Genomic DNA, 19897 nt, shown 5'->3' with positions numbered 1-19897 from the left:
GTAGCCGGTGACCAGAGCAGTCCCGGACAGAGGCGTTCATCAGGTTTCGCGTCCTGTCGAGCTTGCGCGGGTCGAGATCGGGCCGGTTCTTCCGGAGGTTCCGGAAGACCTCGTCGAGGATCTCGTCCGTCCATTTCGCCTGCACGAACCCGCTCTGCGCGATCCGGAGCAGGAGATCACGCAGAACGTTCGGGTACAGCACGTTGGCGTCGAAAAGGACCACGAAGGCCACTTGCTAGGTCAGCCCCATCTCCTGATTCAGGGCGGAAAGCTCGTCCGCCGCGGCGCGGCGCCGTCGGTCGTCTTCGCGCAGGTAGTCGTGGAGGGACCCGGCTTTCACCCGCCGATGCTTACCCACCGTGCGGTACTCGATCCGCCCCGATTCGAGCAGCCCGATGAGGAACGGCCGGGAAACGTTGAGCAGGTCGGCCGCCTGCTGCGTGGTCAGTTCCGCGTGTGACGGGACGATGGACACGCTCTCGCCCGCCGCCACCAAGGCCAGCACGCGGGCCATCAGGTCGACGACTCCCCGGGGCACGACCACGGACTCTTCGTTCTCGTCGACGGCGACGCGCACGGTGTCCCGCTCATGACGTCGGGCCAGGTAGGCCTCGACGTGCGGAAGTGCCTCGATCGCCACGTCGATGTCGTGGCGTCCCGGGACGATCTGGTCGATGGTCAGCGCAGTCATCACTGCTCCCGTGTTCAACGTGCTCCCAGTATCGGCTCTCAACGAATTATTCGCAACAAACGCAATAAACGCAACTCGATGGTGCGTTCAGCTTGCGTGGCGGCACACCTAGACTCGGGGGCGTGGGACAGGGACAGCTGCGCGCGGGTCTGGTCGGTGCCGGTCCGTGGGCGAAGACGGTGCACGCGCCAGGTCTCGCCGATCACCCAGGGACGACGTTGCGCGCGGTCTGGGCCAGGCGTCCCGGGGCCGCGAAGGAGCTGGCCGAGGCGCATGGCGCCCAGGCCGTCGACAGTTTCGACGAGTTGCTCGATCAGGTGGACGCGGTCGCGTTCGCGGTGCCGCCCGCCGTCCAGGCGGAGCTGGCGGCCAAGGCGGCCGAAGCGGGCAAGCACCTGATCCTGGAGAAGCCGATCGCCGCCGATCTCGACGGCGCGCGGCGGCTCGCGGACGCGGTGGAGGCCGCCGGTGTTGCGGCGCTCGTGGTCCTCATCCTGCGGTTTTCGCCGATGACCCGCGAGTGGCTCGACGGCATCAAGGAAGCCGGCGGCTGGCGCGGCGGCGGAGCGCGGTGGCTTTCGGGCGCGCTGCTCGGCGGCCAGTATCAGTCCTCGGCGTGGCGGCACGACTCCGGCGCGCTCGCCGACATCGGCCCGCACGCCCTCGATCTGCTGGACGCGGCGCTCGGTGAGATCACCGAAGTGCTCGCCGCGAACCGGACCGATGACGATCTGTGGCAATTGCTGTTAGCCCACGAGGGTGGCGCGACCAGTACGGCGACCCTGTCGCTGCGGCTGCCGATCCAGCCGACGGTCGTCGAAGTGGCCGTCTACGGCGAGCACGGCTACCGCACTCTGGGTCGCAAGCCGAGCTCGGCGGGCGAGTCGTACACCGCGCTTCTGGACGATTTCGCCGCGATGGCCGCGAGCGGCACGACGTCGCACCCGTGTGACGTGCGTCGCGGACTTCACCTCCAGAAGCTGCTCGAACACGCGCGGGAACTCGCCGGACACGGCAAGTAGTACACAGGTCACCCACAAGGCTTTTCCTTACGCGATAAGGCCTTCTTCCGAAGACTTCGCGGCCATCCACAGGTTTGTCCACAGGTTCCTTTGTGGACGGTCACCAGCATGGGAAAACCTTTTCCGCCAGCGGAAAAGATCACCTCTTAGTGCGCCGACTCCGCCATGCCGAGTCGATCTTGCGATGCGAAGGTGATCTTGGGCGCTCCGGAAAGGAAGGCCATGGGTGAGCTGCTCCGCGCTTTCGGCGGGATGATCCCGTTGACGATCATCGCGATTCCCTACGCGTTGCTCGGCTGGCCGCTCCTCGCGGCGCATCGGCGGCGAAGACGTGCCGACCCCTTCTCCGCGTCGGCGACGGCCGCCGTCGACATGACGCTCGCCTTGGCCTGCTTCCTGGTGTTGTGCCTGGTCACGATGCCGGTGACCGGCGTAGAGGGCAGCAGGCTGAACCTCGAACCCGGCACCGACCTGCGGCTGGCCCTGACCGACAGCGCCAACCTCTGGCAGGCGCTGGGCAACGTCCTCATGCTGAGCCCGCTCGGCGCCCTCCTCCCCGTGCGGTCCCGCCGCCTGCGGTCGCTCGCCCGGATCGCGCTGGGCGCGCTGGCCGTCTCGGTGCTGGTGGAAGGCACGCAATATCTGATCCAGGCGGGCAGGGTGACCTCGGCCGACGACATCCTGCTGAACACGCTCGGTGCCGTGGCGGGCGCCGCGCTGAGCAAACGGCTGTGGCATCGCCTGGACGTCCGGCCGCCGGTGCGGATCCCGGTCCAGGTCCGGCGGGTGTGCGCCGCCCCGGTCCGGCTGCGGGTCCCGAGATCGGCGTGGGACGAGCGGTATTCGAGCATCGCGCATCCGCAGCGGAGGTAAACGGCTTGACCGCAGTGCGAGAGTGATCGCGAAAGCCCTACGTACGCAGAAAGAGGGATGCCTCATGCCTGACGCCTTCGGTGGCGTCGGCACGAGCTAGCCGGCGCACCTGCCAGCTCCAGCACGCACGCGGATTCTCCCGTGCGTCTCCTTCTTCTGCCCGAAAGGCTTTCCACCAGTGCTTTCCGAGACGATTCGTGCTTTGCAGTCCTACATCCGCCTCACCGCGGCGAAGTTCCGGGAGACCGAGCGGATCGGGCCGTTCCTGGCCACGTACTACCTCGAGTCCGGCAGTCCGTTCCTCAACTACGCGATCCCCGACGACGGCGCCGTCCCCGCGAAGGCCGACATCGCCGCGCTCACCGAGGCGTTCCGCAAGCGCGGGCTCGTGCCGCGTCTGGAGTTCCTCACCGAAGCGGTTCCGGCCGCCGAGGCTGTGCTCGTCGAGTGCGGTTACACGCTGGAGCGGCGGGTTCCGCTGATGATCTGTTCCCCGGGGCAGGTCGTCGGGCAACCGGAACCGGCCGGGATCAGCCTGGTCACCCCGAAAACCGAGAGCGAACTCCGGCAGATGATCCGGGCGCAGAACGTGGCGTTCGGGGAGGACGATCCCGACCTCCACCTCGACCCCTCACCGGATCAGCTGAGCGGCGAGACCATGTCGGTGATGGCCGTGGCCGAATCCGGTGAGGTCGTCGGCGGCGGGGTCGCGACCGCGATCCTCGACGGCGCGACCGAGATCGCCGGGATCGGCGTGGTCGAGGGGTACCGGAGCCGCGGGATCGCCGCGGCGATGACGGAGTACCTGACGCGTGAAGCGCACGCGCGCGGCGGCCGGTCGGTGTTCCTGACGCCGGGCGCCGGGCAGGCCGAACGCGTCTACGGCCGGGTCGGCTTCAAGACCGCGGCCGAATGCGTGCACCTGTCACTCATCTGAGTAGCCGCCGCGGCGTGACTTCTTGACCTCGCCTCGGCGCTTCTTCGACGCCAGGCGGCGTTCCTTCGAGCCTCGTGAGGGTTTGGTGGGACGCCGCTTGGCGGCCGGGGGCGCCGACACGTCCAGCAGCAGCATCACCAGCCGCGCCCGCGCGGCTTCCCGGTTCATCAGCTGGGAGCGGTGTTCGGACGCGGTGATCGTGACGACGCCGTCGACCAGGCGCGACGAAAGCCGGTCCAGCATCCGGGCCCGGAGATGCTCCGGGACGGACGCCGAACCGGCCACGTCGAAGGACAGTTCGACCCGCGAGTCCGTGGTGTTCACGCCCTGCCCACCCGGACCCGACGACCGGGAGAACCGTTCGCTCAATTCGGCACCCGGGATCACGAAACGGGTGCCGACCACCACGTCATCAGCCACGGACTCAGTGTTCCACCAGGGCCAAGAGAATATTCAGAAGCGCGGGTGGTCACCGGAGAGCACGGCGCGCGGGCCGTCCGGGTCTTCCGCGGGCTGCACGTCGCCGAGGATCCACGCCGGCACGTGCCGTGCGGTCAGCATCGCCAGCGCGCGGTCGACGTCGTCGGCGCCGACGATCGCGACCATGCCGACGCCCATGTTGAACGTCTTCTCCAGCTCGGCGCGCTCGACCTTGCCGCGGTGACCGATCAGCGCGAACACCGGCGCCGGGGTCCAGGTGCCGCGTTCGAGCCGGGCGACCAGCCCGCGCGGCATGACACGGGCGAGGTTCTGCTCCAGGCCGCCGCCGGTGATGTGCGCGAACGTGCGGACGTCGGCCTCGGCCGCCAGCGCGAGACAGTCCTTCGCGTAGATCCTGGTCGGCTCCAGCATCTCCTCGCCGAGCGAGCGGCCGAACTCCTCGACGTGCCCGTCGAGCGGCATGCGCGCGATGTCCAGCAGCACGTGCCGGGCGAGCGAGTAGCCGTTGGAGTGCAGGCCGGACGAGCCGAGCGCGAGGACGACGTCGCCGGGGCGGACCCGCTCCGGGCCGAGCACGTTCGACGCCTCGACGACGCCGATGCCGGTGCCCGAGAGGTCGTAGTCGTGCTCGCCCATCAGGCCGGGGTGCTCCGCGGTCTCGCCGCCGAGCAGCGCGCAACCTGCCTGGACACAGCCCTCGGCGATCCCGCCGACCAGCGCCGCGATCTTCTCCGGGACGACCTTGCCGACGGCGATGTAGTCCTGCATGAACAGCGGCTCGGCGCCGGTGACGACCAGATCGTCGACGACCATCGCGACCAGGTCGATGCCGACCGTGTCGTGCTTGTCGAGCGCCTGCGCGACGGCGATCTTGGTGCCGACCCCGTCGGTCGACGAGGCCAGCACCGGCTCTTTCCACTTGTCCAGCTTCAGGGAGAACAGCCCGGCGAAACCGCCGACCCCGCCCATCACCTCGGGCCTCGTGGCCCTCTCGGCGTGCGGTTTGAGCAGCTCGACGGCTTTGTCACCGGCGTCGATGCTGACGCCGGCGGCGGCGTACGTGGCGCTCGTGGACTCGCTCACGGAAGCGGACTCCAACTCTGGAAGAGAGGTCTAGGGACGCCGGATGGCGTCCTCAGCACCGTACCCGGCAGGGCTGACGGGCTTCGCCGCGCCATTGACCGAGTCCAGGCTCTCCAGCAGGTGCTTCCCGATCAGCGCGTCTTCGGGCAGCGCGATCGGGTACTCGCCGGAGAAGCACGCGGTGCACAACCGCGACTTAGGCTGCTCCGAAGCCGCGACCAGCCCGTCCAGGGAGATGTAGCCCAGGGTGTCCGCGCCGATGGAGCGGCGGATGCCGTCGAGGTCGACGCCGTTGGCCACCAGTTCGGCGCGCGAGGCGAAGTCGATCCCGTAGAAGCACGGCCAGCGCACCGGCGGCGACGCGATCCGGACGTGCACCTCGAGCGCGCCGGCCTCCCGCAGCATGCGGACCAGGGCGCGCTGGGTGTTGCCGCGGACGATGGAGTCGTCGACCACCACGAGCCGTTTGCCGCGGATGACGTCGCGCAGCGGGTTCAGCTTGAGCCGGATGCCCAGCTGGCGGATGGTCTGCGACGGCTGGATGAAGGTGCGGCCGACGTAGGCGTTCTTCACCAGGCCGGTGCCGTACGGGATGCCGGAGCCCTGCGCGTAGCCGATGGCGGCCGGGGTGCCGGATTCGGGCACCGGCATGACCAGGTCGGCGTCGGCCGGGTGCTCGGCGGCGAGCTTGCGGCCGATCTCGACGCGGGTGGCGTGCACGCTGCGGCCGGCGATCGAGGTGTCGGGGCGCGCGAGGTACACGTACTCGAAGACGCAGCCCTTGGGCTCGGGGTTCGCGAAGCGCGAGGAACGCAAGCCCTCGGCGTCGATCGCGATGAGCTCACCGGGCTCGACCTCGCGGACGAACGACGCGCCGCAGATGTCCAGCGCGGCCGTCTCGCTCGCGACCACCCAGCCGCGTTCGAGCCTGCCGAGCACCAGCGGGTGCACGCCGTGCGGGTCTCGCGCGGCGTACAGGGTGGACTCGTCGGCGAAGACCAGGCAGAAGGCGCCCTTCAGGGTGGGCAGCAGTTCCAGCGCGGCGGCTTCGATGCCCTTGTCGGCGGCGTTGGCCGCGAGCAGCCCGCACACCAGGTCGGAGTCGCTGGACGAACCGGTCAGGCCCGCGTGCGGCTTGAGCCCGGCCTCGACCGTGCGATCCCGCAGCTCGGCGGTGTTGACGAGGTTCCCGTTGTGTGCGAAGGACAAGCCGCTACCGGTGGCGGTGGTGCGGAAGATCGGCTGCGCGTTCTCCCAGATGGTCGCGCCGGTGGTCGAGTAGCGGCAGTGGCCGACGGCGATATGTCCCTGCAGCGACTGCAGGACCTGCTCGTCGAACACCTGGCTGACCAGGCCGAGATCCTTGAAGACGACGATCTGCGAACCGTCGGAGACCGAGATGCCGGCCGCTTCCTGGCCGCGGTGCTGAAGTGCGTAGAGCCCGTAGTAGGTCAGCTTCGCGACCTCTTCTCCGGGCGCCCAGACACCGAAGACACCGCATTCCTCGCGGGGTTCCGGATCGGGCTGGTCGGTCACGGGCTGTCCGGCGAGGGACGGGTCGGAAACCACCGAGGTGCTCCCAGGGAGAAAGAGGGCAGGCCGCCACCAGTGTAAACGGTGAGCAGGAGATCAACGCGCCGCGCGACGTGGCACTGGACACGCTTCAAGCGATGACCGTGAGTGACGAGCGGGTGTCAAGGCCCGGCACTCACGACCCCCGACCAGCCGACCGCTCCCCCTCGACAGAGGCGGTCGACTGTGCTTAGGAGGCGTTCAGCCCGCGGCCAGCCACTTGGAGGTGCCGCCGCGGCCGGGCACCCAGCAGCCCTTGGCCGCGGTCTCCGGGACGTACAGCGAGCCGGGGGTCCGCTCGTCCGGAAGCGCGAGCAGCTCGGTCAGCACCGTCGCCGCGTTGCCGGCGTATCGCCACAGCCAGACCTCTGGCTCGAGGATGTCCTCCTCGGTCCCGGGCATGCGGGTGGCGACGACGTCGTCCTCGGCGTTGAGCCGGACCACGTCGACCACGTTGTCGTGGACTCGCACGCCGACCACGGCCAGTACCTCGCCGTTCGCGTCGCACGGGTGCACGAACTGGTACCCGCGGCGGATCAGTTCCTGCAGGCCGCTTTCGATATCGGTGATCTCCGCGGTGATGGTGTCACCCGAGGACGTCATCGAATTCGCCGTCCTTGGCACCCGCGAGGAACGCGGCCATCTCGGCCTGGGTGTAGACCAGGGCGGGCCCGGTCGGAAAACGCGAGTTGCGCATCGCGATCTCGCCGGAAGCGAGCGGCGCCACCTCGACACAGTTGCCGATCGCGTTGCTGTAGCTGGCTTTGCGCCATTGGGCGCCGGTAAGACGATCGGCCGGGATGCCGTTGTCGAACTGTTCAGCCATGGTCCCCACCTTCCCCGACAGAAGACTTCGGGCGATGCATCTGCATGTGCATTTGCCTGTGATCCCAAAGTTAGCACGTGTGACTGCAGCGGTAAATGCACGTGCAGAAGTTTTTGCAGAATTCGCGTGCAGTGATGACTTAGGCCGTCATCCGTCCCACTAACGGGTGACGAACGGAGCCACCGTTGGGTGAACAACTACGACTTGTTGCCGGAATTTTGGGCGCAGGCAAGAAAAAACCGGCCGGAGCCGGAACGGCGGCCAGCCCCACAACGGTGACCGGCTCAGATTTCGGCGCAGCGCTTCATCAGCATCTGGCGGCTGCGATCCGGCGTCTCCGCGTCGACCGCGAGCATGTCCAGCGCCCGGCTGTACCGCTCGATCTCTTCGCGTTTGTCGATGTAGTGCGCGCCGGTCAGGTACTCGGTGTAGGCGATGTTCGGCAATTCCTCTTCCGCGAACCTAAGCAGCGAGAACGCGCTGTCCGCGGAGTAGCCGCTCCGGTCGAACGGGAGCACCTGCACCGAGATGTTCGGCTGCTGGATCATCTCCAGCAGGTGGTCGATCTGGCCCTTCAGCACCTCGCGGTCGCCGATCGGGCGGTAGAGCACCGACTCGTCGAGCACCAGCCACAACCGCGGCGCGTCCGGCCGGGACAACATCTTCTGCCGTCGCATCCGCAGCGCGACCCGGCGGTCGACCTGTTCGTTGACCATGTCCTTGCGGCCGTGGCTCATGATGGCCCGCGCGTAGTCCTCGGTCTGCAGCAGGCCCGTGACGTACAGCGGCTCCCACACCTGGATCCGGGCCGCGGCCTCTTCGAGCCCGACGAGGTCGTTGAACCAGCTCGGCATCAGGTCGCCGTAGCGGCGCCACCAGCCCGGCTCGTTCGACTCCTTGACCATGTCGAGGAACTGCTGCCGCTCGGCGGGATCGGTCATCCCGTACATGGTCAGCAGGTCGGCGACGTCGCGTTCCTTGAAGCCGACGCGGCCGAGCTCGAGCCTGCTGATCTTCGACTCGGAGCCGCGGATGCTGTAGCCGGCCTCCTGGCGCGTGATGCCCGCGTCCTCACGCATCCGGCGGAGCTGAGAGCCGAGGATCATCCGTCGCGCGGTGGGACCCAGGGACTGCTCACCGCCAGGCGGGGTGACCGCGTTCATCGACCGGGACCTTTCGCACGACGACACTCACAGGGGAACAAGCCGATTACTGAAAGTACACGTTTGGACCTCGACACGACAGGGATGGCTCGGTTTACCGCTCGCGTACGTGGTTCTACTCTACGTAGAGCCCGAGACTTCCGACACAGTTTTGTGAGGTTCAAGATGCCCGACGCCCCGACCCGGACGGAACGAGTGCCCGTGGGTGTCGACCCGACCCGGGCCAGCATCGCCCGGGTGTACGACGCCTTCCTGCTCGGCAAGGACAACTACGAGATCGACCGGGAGGTGCTGCGCAAGGTCCAGCAGGCGGCCCCCGAGGCGCAGGACCTGGCGACCGAGAACCGCGGCTTCCTGATCCGCGCGTGCCGGTTCCTCGCCAGCCAGACGGGCATCACCCAGTTCCTCGACCTGGGATCCGGCCTGCCGACGGCCGAGAACACGCACCAGGTCGTGCAGCGGATCAACCCGGAGATCAAGGTCGTCTACGTCGACAACGACCCGGTGGTGCTCGCCCACGGGCGCGCGCTGCTCGAAGAGAACGAGAACACCCACTTCGTCTCGGACGACATCTTCGAGCCGGAGCGGATCATGGAGAACCCGGACATCCGGCGGCACATCGACTTCTCGCAGCCGATCGCGTTGCTGCAGCTCGGGACCCTGCACCACTACAACGGGCCGCACGACGAGCCCGCCAAGATCATGAAGAAGTACATCGACGCGCTGCCGTCGGGTTCGTACGTGGCGATCTCGCACTTCTCCGACCCGGAGGACGAGCTGTCCGAGATCGCCCGCAAGATGGAGGAGTTCTTCCTCCACAGCCCGATGGGTTCGGGCACCTTCCGCACCAAGGCCGAGATCGAGGAGCTGTTCCACGACCTCGAGATGGTCGAGCCCGGCGTCCAGCTGTGCGCCGACTGGTGGCCGGACGGCCCGCGGATCAAGGAGCTGAACACGGCCCAGCGGACGATCTCGGGCGGCATCGGCCGTAAGGCTTGAGACCAGCTCTGAACGGGCCGTTCCTTGCCAGTCTCGCAAGGAACGGCCCGTTCACCGGTTTCAGAGGCGGACCAAGGGCAGCCAGCGGGCCAGATCGGCCCTGCTCCCGGAGGCGGTGACCCGCCCCGACTCGACGGCGTCGGCCCAGCCGAGCAGCCCGGTCGCCAGTTCCAGCCACGTGCGCGGATCCGTTTCGACGACGTTCGGCGGCGTCCCGCGGGTATGGCGCAATCCTTCGACACACTGCACCGCCGCGAACGGCGGCACCCGCACTTCGACACTCTTCCCCGGGGCGTCCCCGGCCAGTGTCCGCAGGCTCAGCCGCACCGCCGCGGCCAGCTCCGGACGGGCCGGATCCGGACCGGATCCGCTCAACCAGGGGGAAATCGCCGCGATCGCGGCTCGTAACTCAGCGGGGTCGACCGAACGCGAAGAGGCCATGGGAGAACAGTAGAGTGAGCGCGAACAAACCTTCAGGCACCCGGAACGTGGGGATGGCGATGGCGCAGCGGGACGAGGCGGATCGGTTGGCGTCGAGCCCGGCGGGCAAGCGGAAACAGGCGAAGCCCAAGATCACCGAAGAGATGCGCGCCAACGCCAAGGCCAACCCCAACAGCTGGCTGTACGTCATCGACGAGGCCTTCGACCCCGACGGCCCGGTGCCGTCCTGGGCGGTCGTCGGCGCGTACCCGGTGAACGGCGGCGGCGAGATCGTCGAGGACTTCCACCCCAACGACCGCTACCGTCCTTCGCCGAAGGCGCTCGGCTTCCCCGAGCCGCGCAACGAACTCGAGCAGCTGCTGCAGCTGGTGCGCACGAACCACCGCCCGGCCGCCGACCTGCCGCGAGTCATCCTCGACTCGACGCTGTTCGTCTACGCCCTTTCGCCGGTGCAGCGCACGGTCATCGGCTTCCACAACACCGACGGCAAGGTGCTCGTTCCCGCGTACACGGCCAAATCGCTGGTGCCGCGCGAATGGCCGCACGCCAGGGCGGTGCTGGGCCGGGACATGGTCCCGCTGCTCGCCGGCCACCCCGTGACGATCAATCCGCACGACCGGCTCACCGCGATCGTCCCCTCGGAGCACCTCGACAAAGCCCTTTCGGAGGAGCGTCGTTAGGGCCCGGTTAACCCACTCGGCCCAATTTATTCAGGGCGAACGCCACTCTTTCGAGTGATGTTCGAGTCGCTGATTCCCTTTCCGCGAGGGATCGTGGCGACGTGATGAGTCGCAGAGTGTGTTCGAAAGGCTGGGGGGCCGTCCTCACGGCGGGGGTTTTGCTGCTCGCGCAGACCCCCGCCGTCGCACGGGAAAGCGGGCCGCGATACGACGGGGCCGAGGAGCACTACGCCGGTTCACAGATCGCGCTGCACGAAGGTGTCGACGGGGTGGTGGGGCCGCTGTACGGCGGCGAAGGGCAGACGCTCGGCCACGACGTGAGTGGCCACCAAGGCGTGGTCGACTGGCCCGCCGCCGCCCGGACCGGCGCGAAGTTCGTCTACGTGAAGGCGACCGAGGGCACCGGCTTCGTCAATCCCCGGTTCGCCCAGCAGTACAACGGTTCCTACGGCGTCGGCCTGATCCGCGGCGCGTATCACTTCGCCCGCCCCGACATCTCGGACGGCGCCGCGCAGGCGAACTACTTCGTCGACCACGGCGGCGGCTGGTCCAAGGACGGCAAGACGCTGCCGGGCGCGCTCGACGTCGAGTACAACCCATACGGTGAAACCTGTTATGGCAAGACACCGGCCCAGATGGTGGCGTGGATGACGTCGTTCGCGACGACCTATCTGCACCGCACCGGGCGGCATCCGACGATCTACACGTCGACGAGCTGGTGGAAGCGCTGCACGGGGAACAGCAACGCGTTCTGGCAGAACCCGCTGTGGATAGCGCGCTACAACACGGAGATCGGCGAGCTGCCCGCGAGCTGGAAGCACCAGACCATCTGGCAGTTCGCGGACCGGGGCAGCCTGCCCGGCGACCAGAACTGGTTCAACGGCACGGTCGACCGCGTACGCGCGCTTTCGCTCGGCTGAACACTCACCCGAGTGGGCGTTACAAGATCACATAACCAGGGCTACCTGGAAATGAAAATCACCCACGCGTAGTACCAATTTCACGGAAGTTAGTGACAAACCCGGCACTCGTCGTCAACAATCGTGCCCGGACGGCTACCACCTGCAAGGTCGCCGTCCTCAGCGAGGGTTATCCGTGAAGGGATTGTCGTAATGCGCACTTCCCGAAGAATCACCATCGCCGTCGGCTCCGCGCTGCTCCTGCTCGGCAGCACGGTCCCGGCGTCGGCCGCCCCGTCCCCCGAGATCATGTCGATCGAACAGGATCTCCAGCAGAACGACCACACGATCGGATCGCAGATCCGGCGCGTGGAAGGCGACACCTCCACCCCGGAGTCCAAGGCCAAGGCCGCGCAGCCGCAGCCCGAGGCCGGGGTGCTCGCGACCGTCGCGGGCATGGACGTGGCCAGCTACCAGAAGAACGTCGACTGGGCCTACTGGTGGGGTCAGGGCAAGCGCTTCGTGTGGACGAAGGCCACCGAAGGCACGAGCTACAAGAACCCGTACTTCGCCCAGCAGTACAACGGTTCCTACAACCAGGGCTTCATCCGCGGCGCGTACCACTTCGCCCTGCCGAACGTCTCGAGCGGCGCGGCGCAGGCCGACTTCTTCATCAACAACGGCGGCGGCTGGTCCAAGGACGGCAAGACCCTGCCGGGCGCGCTGGACATGGAGTACAACCCGTACGGCGCCACCTGTTACGGCCTGAGCCAGTCCGCCATGGGGTCGTGGATCCGGGCGTTCCACGACCGCTACAAGGCGCGCACCGGCCGCTGGCCCGTCATCTACACCTCGACGAGCTGGTGGAGCACCTGCGTCGGCTCGACGCAGAACTTCGGTGGCACGGTCCCGCTGTGGATCGCGCGCTACGCCTCCACCGTGGGCGCGCTGCCCTACGGCTGGGGCTACTACACCGTGTGGCAGTACACCTCCAGCCCGCTCGACCAGAACACCTTCAACGGCGCTTACGACCGCTTGCAGGCACTGGCCAACGGCTGAGCTGCGCATTCCGTGAACAGGCGGCTCCCGGCCTCGGCCGGGAGCCGCTTTCGCGCGCGGGGTACCTTGCCCCTGGAAAATCCCTGGCACGGGCGGATCCGGAACCAGCGCTGACCGCCGGTCGTCTGATCTGCAGCCTCAGGCCCCAGTACGGAAGGCGAGACCGATGACCTACCCACCCCAGCCAGGCCAGCCCTATGGCCAGGACCCCCAGGGACAGCAGCCGCACCAGGGTGGCTGGGACCAGACCCAGCAGTACGGTCAGCCGCAGCAGTACGGACAGCAGCAGGGCTGGGACCAGACGCAGCAGTACCCGCAGCAGCCGCAGCAGGGCTGGGACCAGACCCAGCAGTACCCGCAGCAGCCCCAGCAGGGCTGGGACCCGAACAACCAGGGCTACCAGCAGGGCTTCGGCGGCCCGCCCGCGCCGCCGCCGAAGAGCAAGACCGGCCTGATCATCGGGATCGTGATCGGCCTGGTGGTGCTGATCGCGTTCGGTGTCACCGGGTTCGTCGCGCCGGGCTTCCTGCTGAGCAAGGACGAGGGCAACAACACGGCCGCGCCGCCGCCCGCGTCGTCGTCCGAGCAGGCGCCGACCTCCGCGCCGAAGAGCAGCCCGAAGTCGAGCTCGCCGAGGAGCAGCCCGAGGAGCACCGAAAGCGGTGGCACGGGTTCCGAGGGGAACCCGAAGGGCATCCAGAACCTGAAGGACTTCCTGGCCAAGGTGAGCGCCGGGGACAAGGCCGGCGCGCTGGCGCTGGTGTGCGCGGACATGAAGGCGACCATGGGCGACTCGATCGACATCATGGCCCCGGCGCCGTCGCAGCTGGAGGTCACCTCGACCTCCGGTATCGGTGACGGGTTCATCACCGGTGACATCGAGGGCACGGTCAAGGGCAAGAAGGTGAGCGGGTCGGGGATCTCCTCGGACGACAACCCGGACAAGTCCTTCTGCGTCCGCAACTTCTTCGTATTCTGAGCGGATGAAGCGGATTCTCCGCTCCCCGCTGCTCTGGACCTTCGTCGTCTCGCTCGTACTGCTGCTCGCGGTCGGCGGCTGGTTGCTGACGGATCCGGCGACCAGCCGCAGCGAGGCGCTGAAGACCGGCGGCATAGCCGGGGGCGCCATCGTCGCGTTGTACGCGTTGTGGCTCAACGACAGGCGGCGCCGGGTCGAGGAGCGGCGCCAGGAAGTCGAACGGCAGCGCCAGGAGCTCGAGCTGCGGCGGGCCGACCAGGACCGGGACCGGATCTCGGACGAACGGTTCGCGAAGGCCGTCGAACTGCTCGGCCATGAGGCGGACCAGGTGCGGGTCGGCGCCCTGCACGCGCTGGCGGGGCTGGCTCGCGGCCGCGAGGTCTACAAGCAGACCGTGCTGGACATCCTGTGCTCGTACCTGCGGCGGCCGTTCGAGCATCCGCGGTACAAGGACACGGCGAAACGGGACGGGAACGCCGCGCCGGAAGCGGGCTCCGCGGAGCAGGACCAGGAACTCCAAGTCCGGCAGACCGCGCAACGGCTGATCGGGGAACTGCTCCCGGCCGCGGATTCCGAGGGCAACGCGTACGACCTCGACCTGACCGGCGCGGTGCTGGAGTACTTCGATCTTTCGGAGCGGAAGGTCGGCAAGCTGCTGCTCCGCTACGCGGGGTTGTACAGCAGCACCAACCTGTCCGGCTGTGTGTTCCGCGGGCCGGTGTATCTGACCGGCGCGGGCACGGAAAAGGAGAAGCGCATCGGCTTCTTCCGGTGCAGTGACGCCAAGTTCGAACAGCGGGCGTGGTTCAGCGGGGTCCGGTTCTCCGAGGACGTCGAGTTCCGCGACACCGTGTTCGCGGGCGAGACCTCCTTCAAGGACAGCGTCTTCGCGAAGGACGCCGTCTTCGCCGACGCGGAGTTCAAGGGCACGCTCGATCTGCGTCGCGCCCGGTTCGAGGGCTTCGGGGACCTGAGCTTCCGTAAGCCGCCCGGCACGGTGTCGCTGTACAACACGTCCGTGGAGCCGGCGAGGGATCACGAACTCCCCGCGGGCTGGGCCGTCGAGACACTGCCGGACGGCCGCGCCCGGCTCACGGTGAAGGACTGATGAGGCGCCTGGTCAAGTCGCCGTTGCTCTGGACGTTGCTGTCGTCGGTCGTGGTGCTCGTCGGGGTCACCGCCTGGCTGCTCACGGATCGCGCGACCAGCCGCGGCGACGCGCTCAAGACCGGCGCGCTGGCGGGCGGGGCGATCGCCGCGCTCTACGGGCTCTGGCTCAACGACCGGCGAAGGCGTACCGAAGAGGACCGGCACGAGATCGAGCGCAGCCGGATCTCCGACGAGCGCTTCGCCAAGTCGATCGAACTGCTGGGCAACGAAGCCGATCAGGTCCGGATCGGGGCGATGCATTCGCTCGCCGGGCTGGCCAGGACGCGTCCGGAGTACCGGCAGACGGTGCTGGACGTGTTGTGCGCGTACCTGCGGCGGCCGTTCGAGCACCCGAGTTTCGACCCGGACCTCGACTGGGACGACAAGGAAAAGCGGGCGGCGGCGGAGCGGGAAAGGCTGGTCCGGCGTGCGGCCGAGCGGCTGATCCGCGACATCCTTCCCCACGCCGGGACCACCGGGCCGACGCTTTCGCTCAACCTCAGCGACGCCCGGCTCGACAAGCTGGGGCTGCTCGGCAGGCGGATCGGCTGGTTCGGCGCGGATCGGTGCGAGGTGCTGTCCTATCTCGACCTCACCGACGCTCAGCTGTCCGGGAAGTTCCTGTTGGAGAACGCGACCATCCGCGGCAGGTTCGAGGTCACGAGGGCACGGTTCGAACGGAAGGTGTCGCTGGACGGCCTGGTCGTCGAGGCGCCTGTCGACTTGAGTGTGGCGACCTTCGAGGAGGCCCCGTCACTGGAGGACGCGAAGTTCGCGGAGGGTTCGGCTCTGCCTGCCAGTGAGGGCTAGCCACTCACGACCCAACAGACGTCGCGAAAGCCACTTTCGCGACGTCTGATGTCCTGAAAGTGGCTTTCGCGACAGGTGAACCGGGGCAGACTTCAGGCGGCGGGCCCGCAGAGCCCCGTTTCAAGTACATGAAGGCCCCCTTCCTTGCGCCTGGCGCAAGGAAGGGGGCCTTCATGTACTTCCGGAGGCCGAACGCGGCCCTTCAGCTCAGTCGAACAGCGCCGGGAGCGTCTTCTCCCAGGTCTCCCGAAGCTCGTCCAGCGTGAACTCCGTGATGCCCTGGAGTTCGAGCGAGCCCGACTCCGGGTCCACGACGCCGGTCTTGCGCCACGGCAGGCCGCGCGCGGTCAGCATCTCGGTGAACCGCAGTTCCTCGGTGCGCGGCACGGCGACCAGCACCCGGCCCGCGGACTCGGAGAACAGCTGCACGAACGGATCCTGTTCCGCGTCGAGGAAGACGCGGGCACCGCACTGTCCGATGAGGACGGTCTCGACGAGCGTCTGGATCAGGCCGCCGTCGGAGATGTCGTGCGCGGCGGAGATCATGCCGTCACGCGAACCGGCGATGAGGATGTCGGCAAGCAGCTTCTCGCGCGCCAGATCCACGCGAGGCGGGCGGCCGCCGAGGTGGCCGTGCAGTTCGCGCGCCCAGGCGGAACCGTCCAGCTCGTCGTGCGTCTCGCCCAGCAGCAGCAGGGTTTCCCCGGCCTCCGCGCCGATCCCGGTGGGGATGCGGCGGGTGACGTCGTCGATCACGCCGAGCACGCCGACCACCGGGGTCGGCAGGATGGCCGTGTCACCGGTCTGGTTGAAGAAGCTGACGTTGCCGCCGGTCACCGGGATGCCGAGCTCGACACAGCCGTCGGCGAGGCCGTGCACCGCCTGCTCGAACTGCCACATCACGCCCGGGTCGGTCGGCGCGCCGAAGTTCAGGCAGTCCGACACCGCGACCGGCTTCGCGCCGCTGGTGGCGACGTTGCGGTACGCCTCGGCCAGCGCGAGCTTCGCGCCCTCGTACGGGTCGAGGTAGACGAACTTGCTGTTGCAGTCGGTCGAGACGGCCACACCGCGGCCGGTCGACTCGTCGATCCGGATGACGCCGGAGTCCGACGGCTGCGCGAGCACGGTGTTGCCGCGCACGTAGCGGTCGTACTGGGAGGTCACCCATTCCTTCGACGCCTGGTTCGGCGACGAGATCAGCTTGAGGATGTCGGCGCGCAGTTCGTCCGAAGTGGACGGACGGGGCAGCTTGGCCGAGGTGTCGGCCTGCAGAGCGTCCTGTGTGGACGGACGCTGGATCGGGCGGTCGTACACCGGGCCCTGGTGCGCCACGGTGTGCGCCGGGACGTCGACGACGACCTCGTCGTTCCAGGTGATGACCAGGTGCTCGCCGTCGGTGACCTCGCCGATGTCGGTGGCGATGACGTCCCACTTCTCGCAGACCTTCATGAACGCCTCGACGTTCTCCGGCGAGACGACCGCGCACATGCGCTCCTGCGACTCGCTGGACAGCACCTCCGCCGGGGTCATCCCGGTGGCGCGCAACGGAACCCGGTCGAGGTAGATGTGCATACCGCCGTCGCCGGCGGCCGCGAGCTCCGACGTCGCGCAGGAAAGCCCGGCACCGCCGAGGTCCTGGATGCCGACGACGAGCTTCTGGGCGAACAGTTCGAGACAGCACTCGATGAGCACCTTCTCGGTGAACGGGTCGCCGACCTGGACGCTCGGGAGCTTCTTGCGGCCGCCCGAGCTTTCGTCGCCCGAGAAGGTGTCGCTCGCCAGGACGGACACACCGCCGATGCCGTCGAGGCCGGTGCGCGCGCCGAACAGGATGATCTTGTTGCCCTTGCCGGAGGCGAAGGCGAGGTGCAGGTCCTCGACGCGCATCGCGCCGACGCACAGGGCGTTGACCAGCGGGTTGCCGGAGTAGCTCGGGTCGAACACCAGCTCGCCGCCGATGTTCGGCAGGCCGAGGCAGTTGCCGTAGCCGCCGACGCCGGCGACCACACCGGGCAGGACGCGGCGGGTGTCGGGGGCGTCCGCCGGGCCGAAGCGCAGCGCGTCCGCCACCGCGAGCGGGCGCGCGCCCATCGCCATGATGTCGCGCACGATGCCGCCGACACCGGTCGCGGCGCCCTGGTACGGCTCCACGTAGGACGGGTGGTTGTGGCTCTCGACCTTGAAGGTGACCGCCCAGCCCTCGCCGATGTCGACGACGCCCGCGTTCTCGCCGATGCCGGCGAGCATCTTCTCCTTCATCTCGGGAGTGGCGGTCTCGCCGAAGTAGCGCAGGTGCTTCTTCGAGGACTTGTACGAGCAGTGCTCGCTCCACATCACCGAATACATCGCCAGCTCGGCGTCGGTCGGACGGCGGCCGAGGATCTCCCGGATCCGGGCGTACTCGTCGTCGGCGAGGCCGAGCTCGACGTACGGCTGGGTCAGTTCGGGGGTCGCCTCGGCGCGTTGAGTGGTGTCAACGGTGCTGGTCACGGTGTCAACCTCAGGGTTCGCCACGGCCTTGAGAATAGGCGAGTGTTCAAGCCCACTCGCGGTCGCCCACGGATAAATCGGTCGCGCCCGCGACGGTGATCGGCTTAACGTCGGTAATCGTGCTTTCCGCCACATATCCGCTTCCGCGGCTACGCCTGCCCGCCAAGCCGACCGCCTGGCGGTACCTGGTCAGGATGATGCTCGCGCGTCCGGGACTGCTCGCCGTCTCGGCGATCAGCGGTGCGCTGTGGTCGCTTCCGATCGCCCTGCTGCCGGTCGCGATCGGCCGCGGCATCGACGCGATCGGCCGCGGCGACGGCGATTCCGTCTGGCTGTGGGGTCTCGCGGCCGCCGGGCTCGGGATCGCGCAGACGATCGCGGGCACGGTGCAGCATTTCGCGTCCTACGGCTGCTGGATCCACGGCGCCGGGGTGACGCAGCGCCTGGCCACCGAACACGCGGCGAAGCTGGGCGCGAATCTGCGCGACACGACCACCACGGGTGACGTGGTCGCGATCACCACCAGCGACATCAACCCGATCGGTGACTCCTTCGAGGTGCTCGGGCGGGCCTTCGGTTCGCTGATCGCGTTCATCGTGTGCGCGACGGCGCTGCTGTCGACGTCCCCGCTGCTCGGCGTGGTCGCGCTGATCGGTGTCCCGCTGGCGGTGGTCGGCATCGGGCCTCTGCTGAAGCCGCTTGAGAAGCGTCAGACGAAGCAGCGCGAGGAGAAGACCGAGGTCAACGCGCTGGCCGCGGACATCGTCTCCGGTCTGCGGATCCTTCGCGGTGTCGGCGGCGAGAAGCAGTTCCTCGACCGCTTCCGCCGCTCCAGCCAGCGGGTCCGCGCGGCCGGTGTCCAGGTCGGACGCAGCGAGGCTTGGCTCGCGGCGGCAGAGGTCGCGCTGCCGGGACTGGTCACGGTGGTCATCACCTGGCTGGGCGCGCAGCTGACGATGAACGGCACCATCGGGGTCGGGGAGCTGATCACGTTCTACGGCATCTCGGTGTTCCTGGTGATCCCGGTGACGACGGCGACGGAGTTCGCGGGCGTGCTGAGCGCCGCGCTGGTTTCGGCGCGGAAGGTGTGCAAACTGCTGTCCACCGAACGCACGCTGGCCGAGCCGGAGCACCCGGTGCCGCTGCCGGAAGGCCCGCTGGATCTGTACGACGAGACGTCCGGGATCAAGGTCGAGGCCGGGAAACTGACCGTCATCGACGTCGGGGCCGACGCCGAAGCGGTGGCTTCGCGGATGGCGCGGTTCACCGATCCGAGTGAACCCGCGCTGGTCGGCGGGGTTCCGGTGGACCGGGTCGCCCTCGACGAGCTGCGGCGGCGGGTCGTGTTCGCGCACAACCAGGACATCTGGTTCTCCGGTGTGCTGCGCGAGCAGGTCACCCCCGCCGAGCCCGGGGACGTCGAGATCACCGAAGCGCTGTACGCGGCGGACGCCGAAGACATCGTGGACGCGCTGCCCAACGGCGTCGACGAGGTGATCGGCGAACGCGGACGTGAGGTTTCCGGTGGTCAGCGGCAGCGGCTGAACCTGGCCCGCGCGCTGGCGACCGACGCCGACGTCCTGCTGCTCGATGAGCCGACCTCGGCCGTCGACGCGCATACCGAAGCCCGCATAACCGAACGCGTCGCGAAGCTGCGGCGCGGCAAGACCACCGTCGTGTTCAGTCAAAGTCCTTTGTGGACACATGTGGCCGATGTGGTCATCGATACGAAAGTGGTCGCTTGAAGACGGAGTCGCTGTGGCCGCCTTTGGCCGAAGGCCTC

General features: G+C 68.3%; 20 protein-coding genes. 11 read left to right on the top strand and 9 right to left on the bottom strand.

Annotation, left to right across the window (positions count from 1 at the left end):
* Window positions 1–235: 235 nt before the first annotated feature.
* Window positions 236–691, bottom strand: coding sequence for a helix-turn-helix domain-containing protein (locus H4W30_RS09510; RefSeq protein ID WP_192742556.1), 456 nt, complete (start codon window positions 689–691; stop codon window positions 236–238).
* Window positions 692–813: 122 nt separating this feature from the next.
* Between H4W30_RS09510 and H4W30_RS09505 the strand changes: the two genes are divergently transcribed.
* The 3 genes from H4W30_RS09505 to H4W30_RS09495 all read left to right on the top strand — a co-directional run bounded on the left by H4W30_RS09505 (window position 814) and on the right by H4W30_RS09495 (window position 3523).
* Window positions 814–1713, top strand: coding sequence for a Gfo/Idh/MocA family protein (locus H4W30_RS09505; RefSeq protein WP_192742555.1), 900 nt, complete (start codon window positions 814–816; stop codon window positions 1711–1713).
* 222 nt (window positions 1714–1935) lie between these two features.
* Window positions 1936–2586 (top strand): VanZ family protein, encoded by a 651-nt coding sequence (locus H4W30_RS09500; RefSeq protein ID WP_192742554.1) that lies wholly within the window; start codon window positions 1936–1938, stop codon window positions 2584–2586.
* A gap of 178 nt (window positions 2587–2764) precedes the next feature.
* On the top strand, window positions 2765–3523 hold the full coding sequence (locus H4W30_RS09495; RefSeq protein WP_192742553.1) for a GNAT family N-acetyltransferase: 759 nt from the start codon (window positions 2765–2767) through the stop codon (window positions 3521–3523).
* Here the strand turns inward: H4W30_RS09495 and arfB are convergent.
* The 6 genes from arfB to H4W30_RS09465 form a co-directional block, all read right to left on the bottom strand.
* Window positions 3512–3943: an alternative ribosome rescue aminoacyl-tRNA hydrolase ArfB gene (gene arfB, locus H4W30_RS09490; protein WP_318780573.1), complete on the bottom strand. Its 432-nt coding sequence runs from the start codon at window positions 3941–3943 to the stop codon at window positions 3512–3514. The genes H4W30_RS09495 and arfB overlap by 12 nt on opposite strands.
* Window positions 3944–3976: 33 nt before the next feature.
* Window positions 3977–5047, bottom strand: coding sequence for a phosphoribosylformylglycinamidine cyclo-ligase (gene purM, locus H4W30_RS09485; RefSeq protein ID WP_126736225.1), 1071 nt, complete (start codon window positions 5045–5047; stop codon window positions 3977–3979).
* Window positions 5048–5077: 30 nt separating this feature from the next.
* Window positions 5078–6616, bottom strand: a complete 1539-nt coding sequence (gene purF / locus H4W30_RS09480; RefSeq protein ID WP_007032554.1) for an amidophosphoribosyltransferase — start codon at window positions 6614–6616, stop codon at window positions 5078–5080.
* A gap of 204 nt (window positions 6617–6820) precedes the next feature.
* Entirely contained in the window at window positions 6821–7222 is a 402-nt protein-coding gene (locus H4W30_RS09475) for a hypothetical protein (protein ID WP_192742552.1), read from the bottom strand.
* Entirely contained in the window at window positions 7206–7445 is a 240-nt protein-coding gene (locus H4W30_RS09470) for a DUF397 domain-containing protein (protein ID WP_038521375.1), read from the bottom strand. The genes H4W30_RS09475 and H4W30_RS09470 overlap by 17 nt, the downstream gene beginning before the upstream one ends.
* Window positions 7446–7729: 284 nt before the next feature.
* Window positions 7730–8608, bottom strand: coding sequence for a helix-turn-helix domain-containing protein (locus H4W30_RS09465; protein WP_192742551.1), 879 nt, complete (start codon window positions 8606–8608; stop codon window positions 7730–7732).
* Between the two features lie 201 nt (window positions 8609–8809).
* Here H4W30_RS09465 and H4W30_RS09460 point away from each other — a divergent pair, with 201 nt between their 5' ends.
* A complete protein-coding gene (locus H4W30_RS09460; RefSeq protein ID WP_185927310.1) occupies window positions 8810–9607 on the top strand; it encodes an SAM-dependent methyltransferase in 798 nt (265 codons plus the stop codon).
* Window positions 9608–9667: 60 nt separating this feature from the next.
* Here H4W30_RS09460 and H4W30_RS09455 read toward each other — a convergent pair whose 3' ends face one another.
* The gene (locus tag H4W30_RS09455) at window positions 9668–10048 is read right to left on the bottom strand and encodes a sterol carrier family protein (RefSeq protein WP_126736229.1); all 381 of its coding nucleotides are present in this window, start codon (window positions 10046–10048) and stop codon (window positions 9668–9670) included.
* Between the two features lie 53 nt (window positions 10049–10101).
* Between H4W30_RS09455 and H4W30_RS09450 the strand changes: the two genes are divergently transcribed.
* The 6 genes from H4W30_RS09450 (at window position 10102) to H4W30_RS09425 (ending at window position 15624) form a co-directional block, all read left to right on the top strand.
* Window positions 10102–10728, top strand: a complete 627-nt coding sequence (locus tag H4W30_RS09450; RefSeq protein WP_192742644.1) for a type VII secretion system-associated protein — start codon at window positions 10102–10104, stop codon at window positions 10726–10728.
* Window positions 10729–10832: 104 nt separating this feature from the next.
* Window positions 10833–11648, top strand: coding sequence for a lysozyme (locus tag H4W30_RS09445; RefSeq protein ID WP_192742643.1), 816 nt, complete (start codon window positions 10833–10835; stop codon window positions 11646–11648).
* Window positions 11649–11840: 192 nt separating this feature from the next.
* The gene (locus H4W30_RS09440) at window positions 11841–12686 is read left to right on the top strand and encodes a lysozyme (RefSeq protein WP_192742550.1); all 846 of its coding nucleotides are present in this window, start codon (window positions 11841–11843) and stop codon (window positions 12684–12686) included.
* Window positions 12687–12852: 166 nt separating this feature from the next.
* Window positions 12853–13665: a flagellar basal body-associated FliL family protein gene (locus tag H4W30_RS09435; RefSeq protein WP_192742549.1), complete on the top strand. Its 813-nt coding sequence runs from the start codon at window positions 12853–12855 to the stop codon at window positions 13663–13665.
* 4 nt (window positions 13666–13669) lie between these two features.
* Complete coding sequence (locus H4W30_RS09430) at window positions 13670–14773, top strand: pentapeptide repeat-containing protein (protein WP_192742548.1); 1104 nt, start codon at window positions 13670–13672, stop codon at window positions 14771–14773.
* A complete protein-coding gene (locus tag H4W30_RS09425) occupies window positions 14773–15624 on the top strand; it encodes a hypothetical protein (RefSeq protein ID WP_192742547.1) in 852 nt (283 codons plus the stop codon). Before H4W30_RS09430 ends, H4W30_RS09425 begins: the two co-directional genes overlap by 1 nt.
* 207 nt (window positions 15625–15831) lie before the next feature.
* Here H4W30_RS09425 and purL read toward each other — a convergent pair whose 3' ends face one another.
* On the bottom strand, window positions 15832–18114 hold the full coding sequence (gene purL / locus H4W30_RS09420) for a phosphoribosylformylglycinamidine synthase subunit PurL (protein ID WP_192742546.1): 2283 nt from the start codon (window positions 18112–18114) through the stop codon (window positions 15832–15834).
* Window positions 18115–18233: 119 nt separating this feature from the next.
* On the opposite strand from purL, the gene H4W30_RS09415 reads away from it, so the two are divergent.
* Entirely contained in the window at window positions 18234–19859 is a 1626-nt protein-coding gene (locus H4W30_RS09415) for an ABC transporter ATP-binding protein (RefSeq protein WP_192742545.1), read from the top strand.
* Window positions 19860–19897 lie beyond the last annotated feature (38 nt).

The organism is Amycolatopsis roodepoortensis (genome assembly GCF_014873915.1).
In the GTDB taxonomy this organism is placed as follows: domain Bacteria; phylum Actinomycetota; class Actinomycetes; order Mycobacteriales; family Pseudonocardiaceae; genus Amycolatopsis; species Amycolatopsis roodepoortensis.
The sequence above is the reverse complement of the archived record's forward strand: the minus strand, read 5'-3'. Positions and strand labels throughout refer to the sequence as shown.